The following is a 21,102-nucleotide window of genomic DNA, read 5'->3' on the forward strand; positions in this document are numbered from 1 at the left end:
TCCGCCCGCGGCCAGGCCGAGAACCACATCAAGGCGTGGAAGGCCCACCTCGCAGCAGACCGGACGTCGTGCTCGAAAGCCAACGCCAACCAGATGCGCCTGATGCTGCACGGCTGCGCCTACTGGATTTGGTGGAAGCTTCGCGCGGCTTGCCTGAAACGTTCACCATGGCGCCGCGTCCAGTTCGACACGCTGCGGCTGCATCTCGTCAAGCTGGCCGCCACCATCGTCGAAAAGAAGACCCGGATCATCGTGACCCTGCCGGCATCGTGTCCCCGAAAGGGACTTCTCCTCCTTCTCTTCGACGCCCTCGCCCCACCGAAAACAGCCTGACGCAAGCGCCCCGACAAATCCCGAAACATCAACCCGTATCGCCCAAGACCCAAGTCACCGGCCGGCATGCCAACCGGACGCAAACACCGGGTGCGCGCAAGAAAACCGAGACCGGGGAAACCATCCCACGGAGCACAAGTCCGCAGCTTCATGAATTATGCGGGTTAGGCGCTCTTAGCCGCAGGGATCAGCAAGCACCTTCAGCAACGACCTAGCGGCGCCAGAGAGCGCGCCAATCAGCACACCGGTCAGAACGAGCGTCAGCACCCGGTCGCCCCCGCGCACCTCAGAGGTGACGTCCATAAGCACCGCAACGGCGGCAAGGCCACTCACGAAGGCCGGCAGCTGGTTCAACGCCACAGGAAAATACCCGCGAACGCGCCCAGACCGGCTCCCACGGAGACACCGAGGATGTCGGGCGACACGAGCGGGCTGCGAAAGAGCGCCTGATAGTTGGCGCCCGCCGCCGCAAGGACCGCACAGACCAGACAGGCGCCGGCGATGCGCGGCAGGCGGATTTTCCAGACGACGATCCGGGCCTGTTCGACCGCGCCCGCCAAACGCTGCGACGGTCTGGCCAAGCGTCAACCTGAACGATTCGATGAGAAGTGTGCCGAAGGCGAGCGCGGCCAGCGCGCAGGCAAGGGCCAAATTCAGTCTCGCGGTTGTTACGCAGATCTCATTCCGGCGGCTGGCCCTGGGCCCATTCCAGCAGATGGGCGATTTCCACATCGCCGGTGTTCGACCTGATACCAGGTCTCGTGGAATTCCGCCGTCTCGTCGCACAGCTCCCCCCTCCCACCGTTCAGGGTAGAAGAGCCGCGCCATCCCCTTGAGACCCATCATACGGTTGAGCGACGGTAACCGATTGATCCGGCCGAACGACGCGGTGGCAGGAAGGTGCCCCCCCGACTGCGCCCGACCTCCCTACCACGCTGCGGAAAAACCCGCCGGTGGACGCCGGATCCGGGACATGGTTCGCTTTTTCTGGCGGTTGGCAGGAGGCGATCATGCGCGGAATGGACGAGACGAGCGGGTCGCTGTTCGGCTATGTCGACTTTGAGGATCGCATTCCGGCAAGTATCCGCTCCGCAAGATCCGGCAGATCGTCAACGACGCTTGGGTCAGCCTCGATCCCGAGTTCGACCAGCTCTGTTCGGTTGAGGGCCGGCCCTCGATTGCGCCTGAACGGCCGATCCGGGCCAGCCTGCTCCAGATCCTCTTCTCGATCCGCTCCGAGCGGCCGTTGATGGAGCAGATGCAGTATAATCTCTTGTTTCGCTGGTTCGTGGGCCTCGGCATCGGCGACCCGGTCCGGGGGGAAGGGCGTCAGCCCTGAACGGGCGAAGCCCCGGGCCGAAGGCCGGCGGTGTTCACGAAGAACCGGGACCGTCTGCTGACGACGGCGATGTCGCGCAGGTTCATGGCCGCCATTCTTGCCCATTCGGAGGTGAAGCCGCTGTTGTCGGACGCGCACGTCTCGGTCGATGACACGCTGATCAGGGCATGGGCTTGCATGAAGGGTTTTCAGCCAAAAGCCGATAACCGCGCCGCCGGACCGGGCGGATGGCCCAGACGATCCGCCGCCGTCCTCGCCCTCCGACACCGATGCCGCCGAGTCCAGCCCCACCGGGATCGAGCCGATGCCCCGCAAGACAAGCCGCAGTCGAAATGCCGAAGCCGACGTTCGCGGACGGAAACGGTCGAATGCGACGCATGCCTCCGTGACCGATCCCTAGGCGCGTCTCTACGAAAACTCGCCCGGCGCCGGGGCCATCCTTTGCTTCATGGGCCATGCGCCGATGGAAAACCGTGACGGACCGATCGTGCAGGCGGAGGTCACGCAAACTGACGGCCACGCCGAGCGAAAGGCCGCATTGAAGATGGTCGACCGCCACGCCCCAGGCCCGACCTGGGCCGCCTCACACGCGGTGCCGACAAGGGATACGACAGCGCGGACTTCATCTGCGACCTTCGTCAGATGTGCGTCACGCCGCACGTCGCCCGCAAATCGCGCCATTGCGCGACAGACGGCCGAACGACCCGTCATTCAGGCGACGCCATGTCGCAGAAACGGCGGCAGAAGATCGAAGAGCCCTTCGGGTGGGCCAGGACGGTGGGCACCTCGACCGTGCGGCCGGCGCTGTCGGTCACGGCACGCGCGGCCATGTTCTCCAAGGCGAAGGCATGCGCGGTTGCGCCGCCCTCGATTTCTTGGCGCATGAGGCCCCAGGGTCAGAGGGCGGTGTCGACGGTCCTCCCGCTGCTCCTCTCGAACTTGGCGGCGACGTCTCCCAGAGCGGTCTTGAAGCTTCCTGCTGCGACCAAAGCGATATCGTCCTGAGCCAGTGCCGGTGCCGTGGCCATCAGCGTGACCAAACCGATGATGGACATGATGGCAATTCGCATCGCGACTTTTCCTCCACTCGCGCCCTGCGAATTTGCCGCCGGTCAAACACCGCTCAAGCGGCCAATGAAACGATGCCTTGGGTTGCGGAAACTCTGCATAGAAGTTGATGCACGAAAGGCTCGCCTGTGTGGTGGCATCTGGCTGGCCGTTATTTCCATCGGCTTTTCGCCGGTCAATCGGCTTTGTTCAGGACGTCTGTGATGGATGAAATTTCGAATTCATTGCGCTTGCTCCAATCCTGAGCAGCCATCCTTGGCCTGCGGTGTCACCACTATGCGCTCCGGGACAGACGGGCATAAACTTCCTTCACCGCACTCCGAAACGGCGCCGCACCTCCTGAGAGGACATTGCTTCCCAAAGCACCGAGCGATGTGCGATCTGAGAGCGAAGACGACGACGCCGACATCGCCCCCTTTCGCGTGGGGCGCGCCGCCTCTAACCGTTGCTCGAGATCGAGCAGGGACGGGCGCATGAACCTTCGGGACAGGCTGCGGACGGGAACGCGCAGGGCTCAGGATTCGGCGGCGCAGGCCTATGGCCGGCTTGATGTGAGCGGGGCGGACGGGCTTGCCGCCTTTCTGTCCGCGCATCTCGACACCGTCGCGGCGCTGCTCGGCGCAAAGGGTAAAGCGGCGCCGCCCCCTGCGATGGTGACGGCGCGTGCGGCGCTGGATGCGGATCTTGCGGCGCTCGGCCGGGCGGCGGATCCGGTGAAACGCCGCCTGCCCGACCCGGACGATGCGGTGGCGCGCGAATGGCTGTGGCACGCGATGCAGATGGGCTTGCGCCCGGCGGCGCGGGACCGGGCGATCGCGGCGGATACCGATCCGGCCCTTGGGGATGCGGGGCATTACCTGAGCCTGCCGCGCGACGTTGCAGGATTCCGCACGCTCTGTTCGATGCTGGAGGCCGAGCCGGGTTACGGCGCGCAGGCGGACCGGATCCTGGCCGCCGCGAATGCCTGGTTCGTCCTGTTCGAGACCGCCGCCCACGACCGCGCCCGGCGCTGACGGCTTTTCCTGACGGAGCGGGCGGATTAGGTCCCTGCGGAACAATCACGCAGGAAAGGCGGGACGATGCAGGACGGACAGGCGCGAATCGGATTGATCGGGCTCGGGACGATGGGTGCGGCGTTGGCCTCGAACATCGCGGAGAAGGGCTTCGAAGTCGCCGTCTTCAACCGCACCACGCAGGTGACGCGCGAATTCGTCGCCGATGCCGGGGATCTGGCGGCGCGCATGGTGCCGACCGAGACGCTTGAGGCACTGGTCGCAGCCATCGCCCCGCCCCGCGCGATCATCCTGATGGTGCCGGCCGGGCAGCCGGTGGACGACCAGATCGCGGCGCTGCGCCCGCTTCTGGATGCGGACGACCTGATCATCGATTGCGGCAACGCCAATTTCCACGAGACCGACCGCCGCGTGGCGGAGGCGACCGGCCCCTTTCTCGGCGTCGGCGTCTCGGGCGGGGAGGAAGGCGCGCGTCACGGGCCGGCGATCATGGGCGGCGGCGATCCGGCGCATTGGGCCCGGGTCGAGGACATCATGCTGGCCATTGCGGCGCACCACGGGGACGAGCCCTGCGCTGCGCTGGTCGGGCCGGAAGGGGCCGGGCATTTCGTCAAGATGGTCCATAACGGCATCGAATATGCCGACATGCAGATGATCGCGGAGGTCTACGGCATCCTGCGCGAGGGGCACGGCATGGGCTACGACGCCATTGCCGACGTATTCGCACGCTGGGACGAGGGGCCGCTCAAGAGCTACCTGATCGAGATTTCCAGCGCGGTCGCGCGGGCCCGCGACGTCGCGACGGGCGAGCCGCTGCTGAGCCAGATCATCGACGCGGCGGGCCAGAAGGGCACCGGCCGCTGGACCGCCATCGAGAGCCAGCACCTGATGACCCCGATCCCCGCGATCGAGGCCGCGGTGGTCGCGCGCAATGTGTCGTCACGGCGCGAGGAGCGGGCACGCGGCGAGGCCATGTTCGGCGCGGCACCGGAACGGTTCGACACGCTCGACCACGACACGCTGGAGCGCGCCCTGATCGCCGGCAAGATCCTGTGTTATGCGCAGGGTTTCGTGATGATCGCCGCCACCTGCGAGGCGCATGGCTGGGACATCGATCTGCCGCAGGTCGCGCGCCTGTGGCGGGAGGGATGCATCATCCGCTCGACGATGCTCGACGACATGGCGGCCGCGCTGGAGGCGCATCCGGGCGAGAATCTGATGCGCACGCCGTTCTTCGCGAACCTGCTGAAGGAAAACCACGGGGCGCTGCGCCGTGTGGTGGCGGAGGCGGCGCTTCACGGCCATCCAACGCCGGCGCTGTCGTCCGGGCTGGCCTATTTCGATGCGATGCGCACCGCGCGGGGCACGGCGGCTCTGATCCAAGGACAGCGGGATTTCTTCGGGCTGCACGGGTTCGAGCACGTCAACGGCCTGTTCCACCAGCACGGGCCCTGGGCGCGCCAGACCGCGACGCCGAAGCACGAACCGAAGACCTGAGGGGGGCAGAGGCCCTCAGGTTCGCCAGTCGAAGAAGCCGGCTGGCGCGCGGCTTAGAAGATCGCGCGCCATCGCCTCGCCCAAATCCGCGCCCTCGCCCGTCGGGGCCTCGCCCGACACGGTCAGCACGTCGGAGCCGTCGGGGCGCAGGATCTCGCCACGAAAGGCCAGACGGTCGCCATCCAGTTCCGCAAGACCCGCAATCGGTGTCTCGCAGGATCCGTCGAGCGTGAGCAGGAACGCCCGCTCGCACGCGAGTTGCAGCCCGGTGGGGTGATCGTGGATCGCCGCCAGCATCTCGGCCATCAGCGTGTCGTCCGCACGCCGTTCGATCCCGATCGCGCCCTGCGCCACGGCGGGCAGCATGTCGCCGGGATCCATCGGCATGCGCGGAATCTCTGCCGCGCCCAGCCGGTGAAGGCCCGCCATGGCGAGGAACGTCGCATCGGCCACGCCGTCGCGCAGCTTGGCCATGCGCGTCTGGACGTTGCCGCGAAACTCCACGATTCGCAGATCGGGGCGGCGCAGCGCGACCTGCGCACGCCGGCGCAGCGACGAGGTGCCGATCGTCGCGCCGTGTTTGAGATCGGCGAGCGTCCGCCCCTGCGGCGTGATGAAGGCGTCGCGCACGTCCTCGCGCGGCAGGAGCGCGTCGATCACGAGGCCATCGGGCTGCAGCGTCGGCATGTCCTTCATCGAGTGGACGGCGAGGTCGATGCCGCCTTCGAGAAGGGCCGCCTCGATCTCGCGGGTAAAGAGACCCTTCCCCCCGATCTGCGACAGCGGACGGTCGAGCACCCGGTCGCCGGTCGTCTTGATGACGGCAATCTCGAAGGCGTCCTCCTCCAGATCGAACGCCGCCATCAGCCGATCGCGGGTTTCGTGCGCCTGCGCGAGCGCCAGCGGCGAGCCGCGCGTTCCGATGCGGCAGGGGCGGTCAGGGCGGGGCAGATCCATCGCAGTCTCCGGCGGTCGAGTTGACACCACCTGCCTGCCACGACAGGTCGTGTCCAGACCCGGCCCTGTTCCAGATCGAGAGCTTTCATGACCAAGCCCCTGATGCGTGCCCTTGCGGGCGAAACGCTACCCGTGCCGCCGGTCTGGATGATGCGGCAGGCGGGGCGCTACCTGCCGGAATACCGCGCGACGCGGGCGAAGGCGGGCGACTTCCTTTCGCTGTGTTACAATCCCGACCTCGCCACCGAAGTAACGCTGCAGCCGCTTCGGCGTTTCGATTTCGACGCGGCGATCCTGTTCGCCGACATCCTTCTGGTGCCGCAGGCGCTGGGTGCGGATCTGTGGTTCGTCACCGGCGAGGGTCCGCGGCTGTCGACGGTGACGGGCGCGGCGGATCTGGCGCGGCTGAAGCGGGCGGAGGACGTGCACGAGACGCTCGCCCCGATCTACCAGACGGTTCGCAACCTGTCGGGCACCCTGCCCCGCGACGTCGCGCTGATCGGGTTCGCCGGGGCGCCGTGGACGGTGGCGACCTACATGATCGCCGGGCGCGGCACGCCGGACCAGGCGCCCGCTCATGCGCTCAAGGACGACGACCGGGCCACGTTCGAGGCGCTGATCGACCTGCTCACCGAAGCCACGGTGGAATATCTGTCGGCCCAGATCGACGCCGGCGCGGAGGTTGTGAAGTTGTTCGACAGCTGGGCCGGATCGCTGTCGGGCGAGGATTTCGCGCGATATGCGTTGGCCCCGGCCAAGCGGATCGTCACGGCGCTCAAGGCACGGCATCCCGGCGTGCCGGTCATCGTCTTCCCGCGCGAGGCGGGAGAGGGATATTTGGGCTTCCATGCCGCGACCGGAGCGGATTGCGTGGCGGTCGACAATTCGGTCGATGCGGAATGGATCGCGCAGCACGTCCAGCCCGACGGCTGCGTGCAGGGCAACCTTGCCTCGTCCCACATGGTGACCGGGGGCGATGCGCTCGTCTCCGAGGTGCGGCGGATCCGTGACGCGCTGTCGAATGGGCCGCATATCTTCAATCTCGGCCACGGGATCACGCCCGACGCCGATCCCGACAATGTGGCACTGATGGTCGAGACCCTGCGCGAGAACGGTTGACGGGAACGAGAGGCCAGCCTCTCGTGCTCTTCGAGATATTTCTGAAGCAGAGACGACATCATGGACAGCTTCGACTTCATCGTCATCGGTGGCGGCATGATGGGTGCGCCCTGCGCGCGCCATCTGGCCGAGGGCGGGGCTTCGGTGGCCTTGGTCGCCGCGCCGGAGCCGGAGGTGAAGACCGAATGGCAGGGCCCCTTCGGCAGCCATTTCGACGCGGCGCGGATCACGCGGCGGGTGGGGGCGGATCGGGATTGGTCGCTCTTGTCGCGCCGCTCCATCGACCGATACCGCGATATCGAGACGCGGACGGGCAAGACGATTTTCCACGAGACCGGCGCGTTGATGGCAGGGCCCGAAGACGGCCCGATGAGCAAGTTCACGCAGGACTTCCTTGCGGTGGCGGCGGCGCTCGACAATCCGCCAGAGGTGCTGGAGGTTGCGTCGGCATGGGAACGGATGGGGCTGGCCCTGCCGGACGAGACGCTGGCGACATTCGAGGTCAGGCGGGGCGGATGGCTCGATCCTCGGGCGATGCGGGATGCGCAGACGGCGCTGGCCCATACGGCCGGGGCCAAGGTGTTCGCGCAGGCCGCCACGGCGCGGGACGGTGGCGTGGTGACGCTCGCCGACGGGGGGCGGATTGCGGGCGGGCATGTTGTCGTGGCCACGGGGCCTCATGCCGCGTCGGACGGGCTGCTGCCACGCAAACCGGCGATGAAGGTCTGGGCGCGCACCGTCGCCTTTGCCCGGCTGAGCGAGGCCGAAGGCGCGCGGCTGGCCAGCCTGCCCAGTGTCATCTGGGTGCCGGAGGGCTGGCAATACGACCTCTACATGCTGCCGCCGGTGCGCTACCCGGACGGACGGCTGTACCTCAAGATCGGGGGACAGGTGGACGGTCCGCGCATCCATTCCGCCGCCGAGATGCGCGCCTGGTTTCATGGGGCGGGCGATGCGGAGGTCGGCGCGCAACTTCTGGCCGAGATGCGGACGGTTCTGCCGGGGCTGGAGGCGGAGGCCACCCATACCGGTCCCTGCGCCGTCGTCTGGAGCGAAACGGGATATCCCTACATCGACGCGGCCGCGCCGGGCGTCACCGTCCTGTGCGGCGGCAACGGGGCGGCGGCGAAGTCCGGTGATGAAATCGGGCGCCTAGGGGCGATGACCGCGCGCGGGGAAAGCCTGACCGGCGAGGGTTACGCCACCGACTTCCACGCCGTCTGGCAGGAGGTCACGGCCAGCGCGCCTCCGGCGGCAGCGACATGAGCACGGCGGTCGCATCGTGGCCCGATTCCAGCCCGAACTTCGTGCCCCGATCGTAGACGAGGTTGTATTCCGCGTAGAGGCCGCGATGCACGAGCTGCGTGTGCCTGTCGGCCTCGGTCCACGGGATCTCGCGGCGGCGCTCGACGATCGGCACGAAGGCCGGCAGGAAATGGCGGCCCACATCCTGCGTGAAAGCGAAATCCGCCTCCCAGTCTCCGGTCGCCAGATCGTCGTAGAAGATGCCGCCGACGCCCCGTGCCCGCTTCCGGTGCGGGATGTAGAAATACTCGTCGGCCCAATCTTTCAGCCGCGCATAGCGGTCCGCGCCGTCGAGGGGGCCGTGGCCGTCGCAAGCGGCCCGCATCTCGGCGTGGAAATGCGCGGTATCCTCTTCGTATTCGATGCAGGGATTGAGGTCGGCCCCGCCACCGAACCAGCAGGCATGCGGTGTCCAGAACATGCGCGTATTCATGTGCACGGCCGGGACGTGGGGGTTCTGCATATGCGCGACGAGGCTGATGCCCGAGGCCCAGAAGCGGGGATCCTCCGCCATGCCGGGCACGCCACGCGCCGCCATCGCCGCTTGCGCGCGCGCGCCGAGAGAGCCCTGCACCTCGGACCAGTTCACGCCGACCTTCTCGAAGACCCGGCCGCCGCGCATCACGCTCATCAAGCCGCCACCGGCATCGCCGCCATCCTCGGCGGTGCGCTTCGTCGGCGTCACCTCGAACCGGCCGGGGGCGAGGCCCGCGAAGGGGCCGACCGCCTCGACATCCTCGAGCGCCTCGAACCGGGCGACAATCTCGTCGCGCAGGTTGCGAAACCAGTCGGCCGCGCGCCGACGCCGATCCGTAACCGCTTTTTCGCTCATGAAACCTCCGTCCGGAAAATAGTCCGCGCGACGCCACATTTCCGCCGCAATCCGCCGCGCCCGTTGTAGGGCAGTCAGCCGGCGCCCACCAGATGTGGACCGGCGCGCCGGGCAATCGCGGTCATTTCGTGACGCCGCGAATCCTGCTGGATCCGAGGCGCCGGAATCGCTACACTTTTTCCACAGGAACGAGGGACAGCACCCGCACAAGACGGGGCGCCCAGAGGCAGTGAAAACAGTCGAGTAGTCGTGAACATGACCAGATTACGCGCGGCCTTCAGGGGCCTGATGACAATCGTCCTGACCCTTGTCGCAACGGGGCTCTTTCTGGCCGCGCCGGGCTTTGCGGCGCCGCATGCCGAATTCGTCATGGATGCCCGCACGGGCGAGGTCTTGCGCGCCGACAATGCCGATAGCCGCCTTCACCCGGCCTCGACCACGAAGATGATGACCCTCTACATCGCGTTCGAGGCGGTGCGGCTGGGCGAGATCACGCTGGATACCGAGGTTCGCATCTCGCACAATGCGGCGGCCACGCCCTATGCCATCGGCTTCCGCGCCGGAAGCCGGATCCCGCTGCGCTATCTGCTGCGTTCCGCGGCTGTCAGGTCGTCGAATGACGGTGCCACGGCGATCGCGGAAGCCATTTCCGGCTCCGTCGAGGCCTTCGCCGCCCGGATGAACCGCACGGCGGCGGCGCTTGGCATGACGAACAGCACATTCCGCAACCCGCACGGCCTGACCCAGTCCGGCCATTTGGCGAGCGCGCGGGACATGAGCATTCTGGGGCGCCGGCTGTTTTACGATTACCCGCAATATTACAACCTCTTCGGCCGCACCTCGACCGATATCGGCATCAAGACCGTGCGCAGCACGAACCGCCGCGTCCTCAACGAATATCGCGGCGCGGACGGGATCAAGACGGGCTTCACCAATGCCGCCGGCTTCAACCTTGTCTCTTCGGCGGATCGGGGCGGCGTGCGGATCATCGCGACGGTCTTCGGCGGCCGATCTTCGCGGGATCGCGACAAGCGAATCATGGAATTGCTGGATCTCGGCTTTGCCCGCGCACCTGCCCGCGTGACGGAGCGGCGCCCCGAACTGCCTCGCTACAACAACGCGACCATCGTCGGCGCCACGGCCCCGGCGAGCTCCATGCGCCCGGTGATGCGCGGCCGCTTGGGGGGCGATCTCTACGCCTCCGCCTCGGCTCCAAGCGACGTGGCGCCGAGTTCGGCGGCCGTCGTGCCCACACCCCGCCCGGCCTTCGAGGAGCCTGCGCCGATCGTCGTCACCCGTGCCGCGAGCGGCACAGCGGTCTACGGGATCGCACTCGCCCGGCAGGGCACGCGTTCCGCAGCGGACAAGCTCTTGCTGCGCGCGGCACTTCAGGAACTCGACACGCTGGATCAAGCCTTGCGGCAGGTAAACCGCGTGAGCGGCGGCTTCGCCCCGGCATTTGTGGGATTGAGCGAGCGCGACGCTTTGCGCGCCTGCACTCGCCTGCGCGCACGCGACGTCGAATGCGACGTTGTGATGGGGGGGTGAAGCCCGGGGAACGTCCGGTGGGCGTTCCTCCAGTCGAACTCGATCATCTACTCCATTCCTTCCGAACCGACGCCGCCCTCGGGCCGGGTAAACGCCAACTTCTTGTCAGCAGTGGATGGCCTGTTCGATCCGGGCAATCGCCTCGTTCGGCGCGCCTTCGACCCTTCTATACCGCCACAGCCTCTCCCGCCTTGAGGTCGAAGGCTGCGGCCATGAGAGCGCGGGTATAGGCATCGCGCGGGGCATTGAAGATCTGCGCCGCATCGCCGGCCTCGACCACGTCGCCGCGTTTCATCACGATGACCTTGTGAGACAACGCCCGGACGACCTTCAGGTCGTGACTGATGAAAAGGTAGGCGAGCCCGTGCCGCCGTTGCAGATCGCGCAGAAGCTCCACGATCTGAACCTGCACCGTCTGATCGAGCGCCGATGTCGGCTCGTCCAGAACGACGAGCTTGGGGCGCAGGATCATCGCGCGGGCGATGGCGATGCGCTGACGCTGTCCGCCGGAGAATTCGTGCGGATAGCGGTCCATCGCGGCCGGGTCGATGCCCACCTCGGTCAGGATGTCCGAAACCTGCTCCCGGCGCGGGCGGTCGTCGCCGGTATCGTGCAGGCGCAGCCCCTCGGCGACAATCTCGGCCACGGTCATGCGGGGGCTGAGCGAGCCGTAGGGGTCTTGAAACACGACCTGCATGGCCTGCCGGAGCGGACGCATCGCCTTGGACTTCAACCCGTCGATGCGCCGCCCCTCCAGCGTGATCGGCCCTTCCGACGAGATCAGCCGCATGATGGCGAGCGCGAGCGTGGTCTTGCCGGAGCCGCTCTCGCCGACGACGCCGACCGTCTCGCCCGCACGGACGGACAGGGTCGCGTCATTGACGGCCTTCACGTGGCCGACCGTGCGCTTGAGCAGGCCCTTCTGGATCGGGAACCAGACCTTGAGATGCTCCGTCGCGGCGATTTCGGGGGCGTCGTCGGCGACCGGATCGGGAAGGCCCGTCGCCTCGGCGGCGAGGAGCTTCTGGGTATAGGGATGCTGCGGTCGGTCGAAAATCTCGGCCACGTGTCCCGTTTCCACGATCACGCCGCGCTCCATCACGCAGACGCGGTCGGCAAAGCGGCGTACGATGCCCAGATCATGCGTGATGAACAGCATCGACATGCCCTCGTGCTTCTGGAGATCGGCCAGAAGTTCGAGGATCTGCGCCTGGATCGTGACGTCGAGGGCGGTCGTCGGCTCGTCCGCGATCAGCAGGTTCGGGCCGTTGGCCAGCGCCATGGCGATCATCACGCGCTGCCGCTGGCCGCCGGACAATTGGTGCGGATAGGCGGCAAGGCGGCTTTCGGCATCGGCGATCCCGACCTTGTCGAGCAGGTCGAGGATGCGCGCGCGGGCCGCCGCACCGCGCAGCCCCTGATGGAGCGCGAGGCTCTCGGCGAGCTGCTTTTCGATCGTGTGCAGCGGGTTGAGAGAGGTCATCGGCTCTTGGAAGATGAAGCTGACGTCGTTGCCGCGCACGCGGCGCAACTCCCGCTCATCGGCGCCGATCATCTCGGCCCCGTCATAGGTGACGGAGCCTGTCACCTCCGCCGAATCGGGAAGCAGGTCGACCGTCGACAGCGCAGTAATCGACTTGCCCGACCCGCTTTCGCCCACCAGCGCGACGGTTTCGCCCCGCGCGACGTCGAAGCTGACGCCCCGCACGGCCTCGCTGACCTGCCCGTCCTGGCGGAACGCAATCCGCAGGTCTTTCACGGAGAGGAGCGGCGCAGTCATGCGAAGGTCTTTCGGGGATCGAATGCATCGCGGATGCCTTCGAAGACGAAGACCAGAAGCGACAACATTATTGCGAAGGTGGTGAAGGCGGTGAAGGCCAGCCACGGCGCCTGCAGGTTCTCCTTGGCCTGAAGTGTCAACTCGCCCAGCGAAGGCGCCGAGGAGGGCAGACCGAAGCCGAGAAAGTCGAGCGCGGCAAGGCTGCCGATCGTGCCGGTCACAAGGAAGGGCAGGAAGGTCAGTGTGGCGACCATGGCATTGGGCAGGACGTGGCGGAACATGATGGTCGCGTTCGACACACCCAATGCGCGGGCGGCGCGGACATATTCGAAGTTGCGCGCGCGCAGGAACTCCGCCCGCACGACCGAGACGAGCGCCGTCCACCCGAACAGGACCATCAGCCCCACGAGAACCCAGAAGCCGAGCGGCACGATCGCCGAGACGATGATGATGACGTAGAGCGACGGCGTGGAGCCCCAGATCTCGATCACCCGTTGGAACAGAAGATCCGTCCAGCCGCCGAAGAAACCCTGCACCGCCCCCGCCGCGATGCCCAGAAGCGAGGTCAGGACCGTCACGATCAGCGCAAAGCCGACCGACAGGCGGAAACCGTAGATGATTCGCGCGAGCACGTCGCGCGCCGTGTCGTCGGTGCCCAGAAGGTGCTGCGCGTCGGGCGGCGACGGGGCCGCGCCGCGGATGTCGCTGACGGTATTGTAGCTGTAGGGGATCGGCGGCCAGAGGAGCCAGCCTTCCTCGACCTCCGCGCCGTTCCAGGTGCCGGTCGCCTCAACTTCCGCAATCACCTCTTCGGGCGCGTCGAAGCAATCCTCCAGCCCGCCCGAGACGATCAGGCACCTCACCTCGATCTCGCGGTATTCGGCTTCCGTGCGAAAGTCGCCGCCGAACGCCGTCTCCGGGTAGAAGCGGAAGATCGGCATGTGGAGGTCGCCGCGGTAGCTGACGAGGATCGGTTTCTCGTTGGCGATAAACTCCGCGGCGAGCGACAGGCCGAACAGGACGCCAAAGATCCACAACGACACATACGCGCGACCGTTCTTGCGGAAGTTGCGCCAGCGCCGGGCGTTGAGCGGCGAAAGCTTCATGTCTCGCGGCTCTCGAAATCGATGCGGGGGTCGACCCAGACATAGGTCAGATCGGTGATCAGCGCCATGACGAGGCCCAGAAGCGAGAAGGCGAAGAGCGTGCCGAACATGACCGGATAATCCCGCGTCACGGCAGCCTCAAAGCCCAGCCGCCCAAGGCCGTCGAGTGAGAAGATCGTCTCGATGATCAGCGAGCCGCCGAAGAAGACGCTGACGAAGAGGGCGGGAAAGCCCGAGATCACGATCAGCATCGCATTGCGGAAGACATGACCGTAGAAAACCCGCCGCTCGGGGAGGCCCTTGGCCTTGGCGGTCACGACGTATTGCTTGCGGATTTCGTCGAGAAACGAGTTCTTCGTCAGCAGCGTCAGCCCGGCAAAGGCCGAGATCGTCAGGGCCAGGACCGGCAGGGTGATGTGCCACACATAATCGATCGCTTGGCGAATTGGGCCGTAGCTCTCCCAATCCGGTGATGTCAGGCCGCGCAGCGGGAAGATCTGGTAGTAGGAGCCGCCCGCGAACAGAACGAGCAGCAGGATCGCGAAGAGGAAGCCTGGGATCGCATAGGCCACGATGACGACGCCCGAAGTCCAGGTGTCGAAGGTCGAGCCGTCACGCACCGCCTTGCGGATGCCCAGCGGGATCGAGATGAGATAGGCGATCAGCGTCGACCACAGGCCGAGCGTGATCGAGACGGGCATCTTCTCCAGCACGAGATCGATGACGGAGATGGAGCGGAAATAGCTTTCGCCGAAGTCGAAGCGGATATAGTCCCACATCATGTCGAGGAACCGTTCGAGCGGAGGTTTGTCGAAGCCGAACTGCCGTTCGAGTTCCTCGATGAATTCCTGCGGAAGGCCTTGGGCACCGGCATAGCCGCTCTGGTTGCCCGCCTGTTCCGTCACCTCCGCGCCGCCCCCCGAGAAGCCGGCAAATGCATCGCCGCCCCCTTCGAGACGGGCGAGGATCTGCTCGATCGGGCCGCCGGGGATGAACTGGATCAGCACGAAATTGATCACCATGATCCCGAGCAGGGTCGGGATCATCAGCAACAAGCGGCGGACGATGTAGGCGAGCATCGGGGGCCGGGATCAGAGGGCGCCGGAGGCGCGAAGTTCGGCGTAGCCCTCCGCATCGAACCACCAGAAGTCGAGCACGCCAAGGTCCAGCGGCGGAATCGCCTCAGGATGGTCGTACATGTCCCAATAGGCGACCCAATGTTCGGAATTGGTCCATTGCGGAATCCAGAACCCCTGGGCGCGCAGCACCCGGTCGAGCGCGCGGACGCGTGGGCGCAACTCTTCCAGCGTCTCCGCCTCGATCACGGCGTCGATCAGGCGATCCACCGCAAGATCGGCCAGCGCCATGAGGTTGCGGCTGGAATCCTCCGCGGTCTCGCTGTGGAACCATTGCTTGAGGCCGAGCGAGGGCTCGAAATCCTGCCCGGGGGAATGATTCGTCAGGTCCCAATCGCCGGCGCGGCGGCGTTCGATGTACTGCGCGCGGTCCACCCGCTCCAGCCGGGCGTCGATGCCCAGATCGCGAAGGTTTTCGATGTACGGGTTGATGACGCGGTCGAAGGTCGGGCTGAACTGAAGGATGACAAGTTCCAGCCTCTCACCCGCTTCGTTGCGCAGCATCCCGCCCGGCCCGGCCTCCCAGCCGGCCTCGTTGAGAAGCTGCTGTGCCGCGCGGCGCGTGCGCCGGTCGGGGCGGTTGCTGGCCGGATCGTTGACCGGGGGCGTCGCGGCCTCCTCGCTCAGCACGGACGGGTCGAGCAGACCTTCCTCGACCAACGGCTCCAGGAGCGTGATCTCCTCGTCCCCCGGCGCCCCCTCGGCGGCAAGTTCCGAGCCGCCCCAGAAGGATTCGGGGCGTTCGTAGAGGCCGTAGAACAACGTCTCGTTCGACCACTCGAAATTGAACATCGCGCGGATGGCGTCGCGCACGCGCGGATCCTGCCACTTGTCGCGCTTGAGGTTGAAGATGAAACCCTGCGCCGTGGTGATGTTCCCGTCGGGCAGCGTCTCGACCACGACATCGCCGCGTTTCACCGCCGGAAAGTCGTAGGAGGTGGCCCATTCCTTCGAGGAGTTCTCGATGCGGAAGGTGTATTCGCCGGCCTTGAAGCCTTCGAATGCGGCGGCGCTGTCGGCGAAATATTCGATGCGGATGCTGTCGAAATTGTACCGGCCTTGATTGATCGGAAGATCCGCCCCCCACCAATCGTCCTTCTTCTCGTAGACCACCGAGCGGCCGACATCGAGATCGCCCAGCTTGTAAGGACCGGTCCCGAGGAATGGTTCAAGGGTGCTTTCATCGAGGCGGGCGTCCGTCTCCTCGAACCAGGACTTGGAGAAGGGCCGCCACAGCGCGATCAGGCCCATCCGGTCACGCACCGGCGTCTCGTTGCTGAACTCGAAACGAAGCTGATGCGGCGCCGTAACCTCGACGGAATCGTAGTAGCGCGTGAACACGTTGCGAAATTCGGCGATCCCCTGCGTCAGGTAGAGGTCGATCGTGAACTTCATGTCCTCGGCCGTCATCGGCGTGCCGTCGGTGAAGCGCACATCGTCGCGCAGGTTCACGACGACCCAGTCGAGGCTTTCGGGATACTCGACGGTCGTGCAGAGAAGGCAGTAGATCGCATAGGGATCGTCGGCGGCGGCGATCATCATCGTGTCGTAGAACACGTCGGACGCCGTCGGCTCGGGATTTCCCTTGCGGGTCGACATGTTGAAGCTGTCGAACGTGCCAAGCGCCGAGAGGCTGATCTCGCCACCCTTCGGCGCGTCGACATTGACGTAGGAGAACGGCTCGTCGGGGCCGTATTTCAATTCGCCGAAATAGCTGTAGCCGTGGCTGACCACAATCGCGTCGTCCCCGGCCTCCTGCGCGAAAGCGGGCAGAGCGAGGGTTGCGGCAAGCGTGGCGGCTGCGATCCGGCGGAGCATGGGCGAACCCTCCCTAATCTCTGTTCGTTTCAGGTAACGAGGGCCGGTGCCGACATTCAAGGGCCACGCGACTCACGCCATCGTGAGGGGCGCGGGCCGACCGCGACTCCACCGTTCCGCCACCCCATAAGCAAAGGCCCGCCATGAGGACGGGCCCGGAAACGCATCTGCGCGAATCCGCCGATCAGCCACCGACGCTTGCGAGATAGGCGATCAGGTTCGCCCGATCCTCGATATCCGACATGCCGCGATAGGCCATCTTCGTCCCCGGCGCGTAGTCGTTCGGCGCATGCAGGAAGCTCGACAGGTTTTCCGGCGTCCAGTCCCCCTCCATCGTGGCGAGGGTGTCGGAATAGGAGTAGCCGTCGACCGCGCCCTTGTCGCGCCCGACGACGCCGTTGAGATACGGCCCCGTCGCATTCGACCCGTCGAGCTTGTGACAGGCCGCGCATTGCCGCCAGAGCCGCTCGCCCGCCTCGGCGGAGGCATTGACGAAGACCTCTTCGAAGGGAATTTCCGGCTCGTCGCTGACTTCGGCGGCTTCGCCGGCGTCGGCGACCTCGATCGCGTAGCCCTGAACGATCTCCTCGCCCTCATGCGCCTCGCCGCCGACGTGATACAGCCCTTCGGCCGCCCAACCGCCCAGCAGGAAGATCAAAAGTGCGCCGCAGCCCGCACCGACGGCCTTGGTGATCGTCATCGTGTCCATCTGTCTCGGGCCCTCTCGTCGTCGTGGCTGCCCTTTCGGGTCGCGGACATGTATGTGGTTTCGGCACCCGCGCGCAAGAGATAGACGCTGCGACGATACGCGGCACGACGAGGAACCGGGACATGGGCAGCATCGCATTCCAGGGAGAGCTGGGCGCTTATTCTCATCAGGCCTGCCACGAGGCGCGGCCCGATCACGCCCCCCTGCCCTGCCCCACCTTCGAGGACGCCATCGAGGCGGTGCGCGAGGGCCGGGCCGATCTCGCCATGCTGCCGGTCGAGAATTCCACCTATGGACGCGTGGCGGACATCCATTCGCTTCTCCCGGAATCCGGGCTGCATATCGTGGCCGAAGCGTTCGTGCGCGTGCATATCAACCTGCTCGCCCTGCCGGGGGCGACGCTTGAGGACGTCCGCGTCGCGCAGTCGCATACCGTCCTTCTGGGCCAGTGCCGGACCTTCCTGCAGCGCCACGGCATCCGCTCCCGCGTCGGCGCCGACACCGCCGGCTCCGCCCAGCAGATCGCCGCTGCGGGAGACCGTTCCGAAGCGGCGCTGGCCTCGGAGATGGCGGGGCAGATCTACGGACTCGAAATCCTCGCGCGCCATATCGAGGATCACGACCGGAACACGACGCGGTTCTTGTTGATGGCGCGCGACCCGGAACGGCCGGTGGTCGGGTCGAGCCCGATAAAGACGACCTTCGTGTTCCGCGTCCGCAACATTCCGGCCGCGCTCTACAAGGCGATGGGCGGGTTCGCCACGAACGGCGTCAACATGACCAAGCTGGAAAGCTACATGGTCGATGGCAGCTTCTCGGCGACGCAATTCTACGCCGATATCGAAGGCCACCCCGACGATCCGGCCGTCGCGCGCGCCCTGGAGGAGCTGGATTACTTCACCTCGAAGATCGACATCCTCGGCGTTTATCCCGCCGATCCCGAACATTTCCAGGGCGGCGCCTTGGCCGAGGATCAGGCCGCCCGCTCGATCCGGCCTGCAAAATCGGCGACGCGGCCCTTGTAACGCTGGGCCAGTTGCTTGTGGGCAAGCCCGATCGACTGCAGCATCACCCGTGATGCAAAGCTGCGTCCGCGGGCTTCGGTCGTCACCGTCAGCCGGGTCATCGTCGGCCCCAGCGGCTCGATCTCCGCCACCAGAACCACGTCCATGCCCTCCGCATCGGCCGTGGCACTCAGCAGGCGGGGGCTTTCGACCCGGTCGAGCTTGATGACAACGCTGCGCCGCTTGCCCATCACCTCGGCCACGCCGCGCCATGTCGTGCCCTCGCCCGCCGGGCCCGGGGGCACGCGGGTCAGGTCACTTACGCTGCTCTTGGCGCGGACCTCGAAACGGTCGAAGTCGGAGAGCTGCGCCCAGACCTTCTCGGCGGGGGCGACGATATCTTCGGTGGCGACGAACTTCATGCGGGGTCTCCGGCTTGCGCGGCGGTCTTGATGGCGTGCCGCCCCCGCAAGGTCAATCCAGCCGGTCGGCGAGCCATGCCCGAAGAAGGAAATGCGCGATCGCCCCCTCGCGCGCAGGCACGATCCAGGGATGCGTGCCTGCGAAGACGTCCATCACCTCGCTCCGGTCGAGCCACACCGCCTCCTCGATCTCCTCGGGATCGATCTCAATGGCATCCGTCGCCGCCTCGCCATGCGCCCCGAGCATCAGCGAGGCCGGGAACGGCCAAGGCTGGCTCGACAGGTAGCGGACCGGCCCGACCCGCACGCCCGTCTCCTCCCAGACCTCGCGCCGAACGGCTCCCTCCAGCGTCTCGCCCGGCTCCATGAAGCCCGCGAGGCAGGAAAAGAACCCCTCCGGCCAGCCGGGCGACCGGCCCAGAAGCACGCGCTCGCCCTTTGTGACCAGCATGATGACCACGGGATCGGTGCGCGGAAAATGCATCCGCCCGCAGCCTGCGCAGCCCCGCATCCAACCCGCCTTGCCCGGCTCGGTCGGTGTGCCGCAATTGGCGCAGAAACCATGCGTCCGGTGCCATTCGAGAATGCCGCGCGCCGTGGCCGCGATCTCCGCGTCGCGCGGCGTGAGGTGGGTCATCAGCCGCTTGAGGTCTGTGAAGGCCGTGCCGGCGGGGAGGTCCGGATGCGTCTGCTCCGACCCGTCGCGGAACGCATCCACGCTGTCGGCCTTGCCGTCCACATCGAGCGCGGAGACATCGCGCGCGAAGATCACGGCCTCCTCGTCGCGACCGATCAGGACAGGTTGACCCAGCGCGGCAAAGGCGTGGCCGTCGATCAGCGTCAGCCCGTCGCGCGCAGCATTCGCCAGCGGCTTGCCCCGCCAAAGCGGCAAGGTCCGCACCGGCAGCGCGGCGAGCGTCTCGGGGTGGCGGCGCAGATCCTCGGCCCGGTCCAGCCCCCCGCCTCCGAACGTGACGGTCTCGGCGATTTTCATGTCGGTGCTCCTTCGTTCGGACGCATCTTTAGCCTGCGGCCGATCGCCGATGCCACCGGATCACTCACGCCCCGACTGCGCACCGAAATGCCACGCGCGCCACACCGATGCCGGCGGCGCAGCCATGCAACCGGCGGACGAGGATGTTTCTCCCGGCCCCCACCCTTGCACGGCATCGGCATTCATCCTATCTGCCGCCTCGAGAGGTTGGCGCGGGCAGGCGTCTCGCCAACCTGGTCAGGTCCGGAAGGAAGCAGCCACAACGAGTCCCGTCTGGGTCGTCGTCCAGCCTCTCACCCTCGGCGGGTTCGGGTCTTGCGAGGTCCGCCGCCGATTTCGCGTTACACTGACGGACTGGCCCGATGTCTTGCGAACCGTCTGCGCGTGCTCCTTCCTGACATGCCTTCTCAGGATGCAGCGGAAAGCGCCGTTTTCTCTGCCCGGTCCGCAATCGGGTCAGCCTTGGCCGGACCGCTCTCCGGTCTCGCCGGGTCGGACCCGTGCCGCTGGCTGGATCGATCCCGCAAGTCATGGCAGACCGGCGCGATGAATGACCTTGTATTCCCGCTCCGTCCCCTCTCTGCTCGCCATATGTGCGGCGCGGTGCCGTTCCGGCGCGTCGCGAACCGCCGATCCGGGACTTGATTGACGCACCATGACCGACCGATCGAACGAAGACACCACACAGATCAAGACCGACTGGGCCGAATGGCGCACCGATTGGGCCGAAGACCGCACGGTCCTCGCGAATGAGCGGACATTCGCGGGCTGGATGCGCACCGGGATGGCCGCCATCGCCATCTCGGTCGGCCTCCATGCGGTGTTTCCGGAGGCGGAGCCGGTCTGGATACTCAAGGCGGTCTCGACGCTGTTCATCGCCGCGTCCCTGGTGATTTTCTGGTCTGCATGGCGCAATTCGAAGAAGGGGCAGGTCCGGCTCAACACGCATGACACCGAGCGGCAGGACGGCAAGACCTTCGGCCTGCTCTCGTCGATGTTCTCGCTGGGTGCGGTGACGGTCTGCGCGGTTCTCTGGTCGCTCTAGGGACCGATGACGGGCGGCGCCCCGCAGTCGCGATTTCCCCGATTTCAAGCCGCCGACTCCTAGCCACTCGCGCGCGC

20 protein-coding genes, 1 other RNA gene and 1 pseudogene are annotated in these 21,102 nt (G+C 66.6%); 10 read left to right on the forward strand and 12 right to left on the reverse strand.

Annotated features, from left to right (window positions below):
- Positions 1-333: transposase (locus JSE7799_RS06865; protein WP_186201860.1), on the forward strand; the 333-nt coding region annotated here is incomplete at its 5' end.
- A 174-nt stretch (positions 334-507) separates the two neighbouring features.
- Here JSE7799_RS06865 and JSE7799_RS21625 read toward each other — a convergent pair.
- Together JSE7799_RS21625 and JSE7799_RS21630 are read right to left on the reverse strand one after the other, a co-directional pair.
- Positions 508-687 carry a hypothetical protein gene (locus JSE7799_RS21625; protein WP_245624824.1) on the reverse strand — a complete coding sequence of 60 codons (180 nt, stop codon included), beginning with the start codon at positions 685-687 and terminating at the stop codon, positions 508-510.
- Positions 684-893, reverse strand: a complete 210-nt coding sequence (locus tag JSE7799_RS21630) for an iron chelate uptake ABC transporter family permease subunit (RefSeq protein WP_055662955.1) — start codon at positions 891-893, stop codon at positions 684-686. Before JSE7799_RS21630 ends, JSE7799_RS21625 begins: the two co-directional genes overlap by 4 nt.
- Positions 894-1,343: 450 nt before the next feature.
- Here JSE7799_RS21630 and JSE7799_RS19630 point away from each other — a divergent pair.
- Positions 1,344-2,558, forward strand: a pseudogene (locus JSE7799_RS19630) (IS5 family transposase).
- Between the two features lie 10 nt (positions 2,559-2,568).
- Here JSE7799_RS19630 and JSE7799_RS20975 read toward each other — a convergent pair.
- Positions 2,569-2,742: a hypothetical protein gene (locus tag JSE7799_RS20975; RefSeq protein WP_186201862.1), complete on the reverse strand. Its 174-nt coding sequence runs from the start codon at positions 2,740-2,742 to the stop codon at positions 2,569-2,571.
- Between the two features lie 471 nt (positions 2,743-3,213).
- On the opposite strand from JSE7799_RS20975, the gene JSE7799_RS06890 reads away from it, so the two are divergent.
- The gene (locus tag JSE7799_RS06890) at positions 3,214-3,753 is read left to right on the forward strand and encodes a hypothetical protein (RefSeq protein WP_055662958.1); all 540 of its coding nucleotides are present in this window, start codon (positions 3,214-3,216) and stop codon (positions 3,751-3,753) included.
- A gap of 66 nt (positions 3,754-3,819) precedes the next feature.
- On the forward strand, positions 3,820-5,250 hold the full coding sequence (gene gnd / locus JSE7799_RS06895) for an NADP-dependent phosphogluconate dehydrogenase (protein WP_055662959.1): 1,431 nt from the start codon (positions 3,820-3,822) through the stop codon (positions 5,248-5,250).
- Between the two features lie 15 nt (positions 5,251-5,265).
- Here gnd and hemC read toward each other — a convergent pair whose 3' ends face one another.
- Positions 5,266-6,207, reverse strand: coding sequence for a hydroxymethylbilane synthase (gene hemC, locus JSE7799_RS06900; RefSeq protein ID WP_055662960.1), 942 nt, complete (start codon positions 6,205-6,207; stop codon positions 5,266-5,268).
- Positions 6,208-6,294: 87 nt separating this feature from the next.
- Between hemC and hemE the strand changes: the two genes are divergently transcribed.
- Both hemE and JSE7799_RS06910 read left to right on the forward strand, forming a co-directional pair.
- Positions 6,295-7,326, forward strand: a complete 1,032-nt coding sequence (gene hemE, locus JSE7799_RS06905; RefSeq protein WP_055662961.1) for a uroporphyrinogen decarboxylase — start codon at positions 6,295-6,297, stop codon at positions 7,324-7,326.
- A 60-nt stretch (positions 7,327-7,386) separates the two neighbouring features.
- Positions 7,387-8,592, forward strand: coding sequence for an NAD(P)/FAD-dependent oxidoreductase (locus JSE7799_RS06910; protein ID WP_055662962.1), 1,206 nt, complete (start codon positions 7,387-7,389; stop codon positions 8,590-8,592).
- Here the strand turns inward: JSE7799_RS06910 and hemF are convergent.
- The gene (gene hemF / locus JSE7799_RS06915) at positions 8,558-9,463 is read right to left on the reverse strand and encodes an oxygen-dependent coproporphyrinogen oxidase (RefSeq protein WP_055663009.1); all 906 of its coding nucleotides are present in this window, start codon (positions 9,461-9,463) and stop codon (positions 8,558-8,560) included. The genes JSE7799_RS06910 and hemF overlap by 35 nt on opposite strands.
- A 255-nt stretch (positions 9,464-9,718) precedes the next feature.
- Between hemF and JSE7799_RS06920 the strand changes: the two genes are divergently transcribed.
- The gene (locus tag JSE7799_RS06920) at positions 9,719-11,011 is read left to right on the forward strand and encodes a D-alanyl-D-alanine carboxypeptidase family protein (RefSeq protein ID WP_245624825.1); all 1,293 of its coding nucleotides are present in this window, start codon (positions 9,719-9,721) and stop codon (positions 11,009-11,011) included.
- A 166-nt stretch (positions 11,012-11,177) separates the two neighbouring features.
- On the opposite strand, the gene JSE7799_RS06925 is transcribed toward JSE7799_RS06920, so the two are convergent.
- The 5 genes from JSE7799_RS06925 to JSE7799_RS06945 all read right to left on the reverse strand — a co-directional run bounded on the left by JSE7799_RS06925 (position 11,178) and on the right by JSE7799_RS06945 (position 17,551).
- Entirely contained in the window at positions 11,178-12,791 is a 1,614-nt protein-coding gene (locus JSE7799_RS06925; RefSeq protein ID WP_055662964.1) for an ABC transporter ATP-binding protein, read from the reverse strand.
- Complete coding sequence (locus JSE7799_RS06930) at positions 12,788-13,897, reverse strand: ABC transporter permease (protein ID WP_055662965.1); 1,110 nt, start codon at positions 13,895-13,897, stop codon at positions 12,788-12,790. Before JSE7799_RS06930 ends, JSE7799_RS06925 begins: the two co-directional genes overlap by 4 nt.
- Complete coding sequence (locus JSE7799_RS06935; RefSeq protein ID WP_055662966.1) at positions 13,894-14,976, reverse strand: microcin C ABC transporter permease YejB; 1,083 nt, start codon at positions 14,974-14,976, stop codon at positions 13,894-13,896. Before JSE7799_RS06935 ends, JSE7799_RS06930 begins: the two co-directional genes overlap by 4 nt.
- A 12-nt stretch (positions 14,977-14,988) precedes the next feature.
- Complete coding sequence (locus tag JSE7799_RS06940; protein ID WP_055662967.1) at positions 14,989-16,851, reverse strand: extracellular solute-binding protein; 1,863 nt, start codon at positions 16,849-16,851, stop codon at positions 14,989-14,991.
- A 184-nt stretch (positions 16,852-17,035) separates the two neighbouring features.
- On the reverse strand, positions 17,036-17,551 hold the full coding sequence (locus JSE7799_RS06945) for a c-type cytochrome (protein ID WP_306455400.1): 516 nt from the start codon (positions 17,549-17,551) through the stop codon (positions 17,036-17,038).
- 131 nt (positions 17,552-17,682) lie between these two features.
- Between JSE7799_RS06945 and JSE7799_RS06950 the strand changes: the two genes are divergently transcribed.
- Complete coding sequence (locus tag JSE7799_RS06950; protein ID WP_083480346.1) at positions 17,683-18,585, forward strand: prephenate dehydratase; 903 nt, start codon at positions 17,683-17,685, stop codon at positions 18,583-18,585.
- On the opposite strand, the gene JSE7799_RS06955 is transcribed toward JSE7799_RS06950, so the two are convergent.
- Both JSE7799_RS06955 and nudC read right to left on the reverse strand, forming a co-directional pair.
- Entirely contained in the window at positions 18,534-18,986 is a 453-nt protein-coding gene (locus JSE7799_RS06955; protein ID WP_055662969.1) for an SRPBCC family protein, read from the reverse strand. The genes JSE7799_RS06950 and JSE7799_RS06955 overlap by 52 nt on opposite strands.
- Positions 18,987-19,038: 52 nt before the next feature.
- Positions 19,039-19,980, reverse strand: coding sequence for an NAD(+) diphosphatase (nudC, locus tag JSE7799_RS06960; RefSeq protein ID WP_055662970.1), 942 nt, complete (start codon positions 19,978-19,980; stop codon positions 19,039-19,041).
- A 200-nt stretch (positions 19,981-20,180) separates the two neighbouring features.
- On the opposite strand from nudC, the gene ffs reads away from it, so the two are divergent.
- Together ffs and JSE7799_RS06965 are read left to right on the forward strand one after the other, a co-directional pair.
- Positions 20,181-20,279, forward strand: an RNA gene (gene ffs, locus JSE7799_RS19635) — signal recognition particle sRNA small type.
- 356 nt (positions 20,280-20,635) lie between these two features.
- A complete protein-coding gene (locus tag JSE7799_RS06965) occupies positions 20,636-21,025 on the forward strand; it encodes a YidH family protein (RefSeq protein ID WP_055662971.1) in 390 nt (129 codons plus the stop codon).
- Positions 21,026-21,102 lie beyond the last annotated feature (77 nt).

The sequence above is a fragment of the Jannaschia seosinensis genome (genome assembly GCF_001408515.1).
GTDB lineage: Bacteria > Pseudomonadota > Alphaproteobacteria > Rhodobacterales > Rhodobacteraceae > Jannaschia > Jannaschia seosinensis.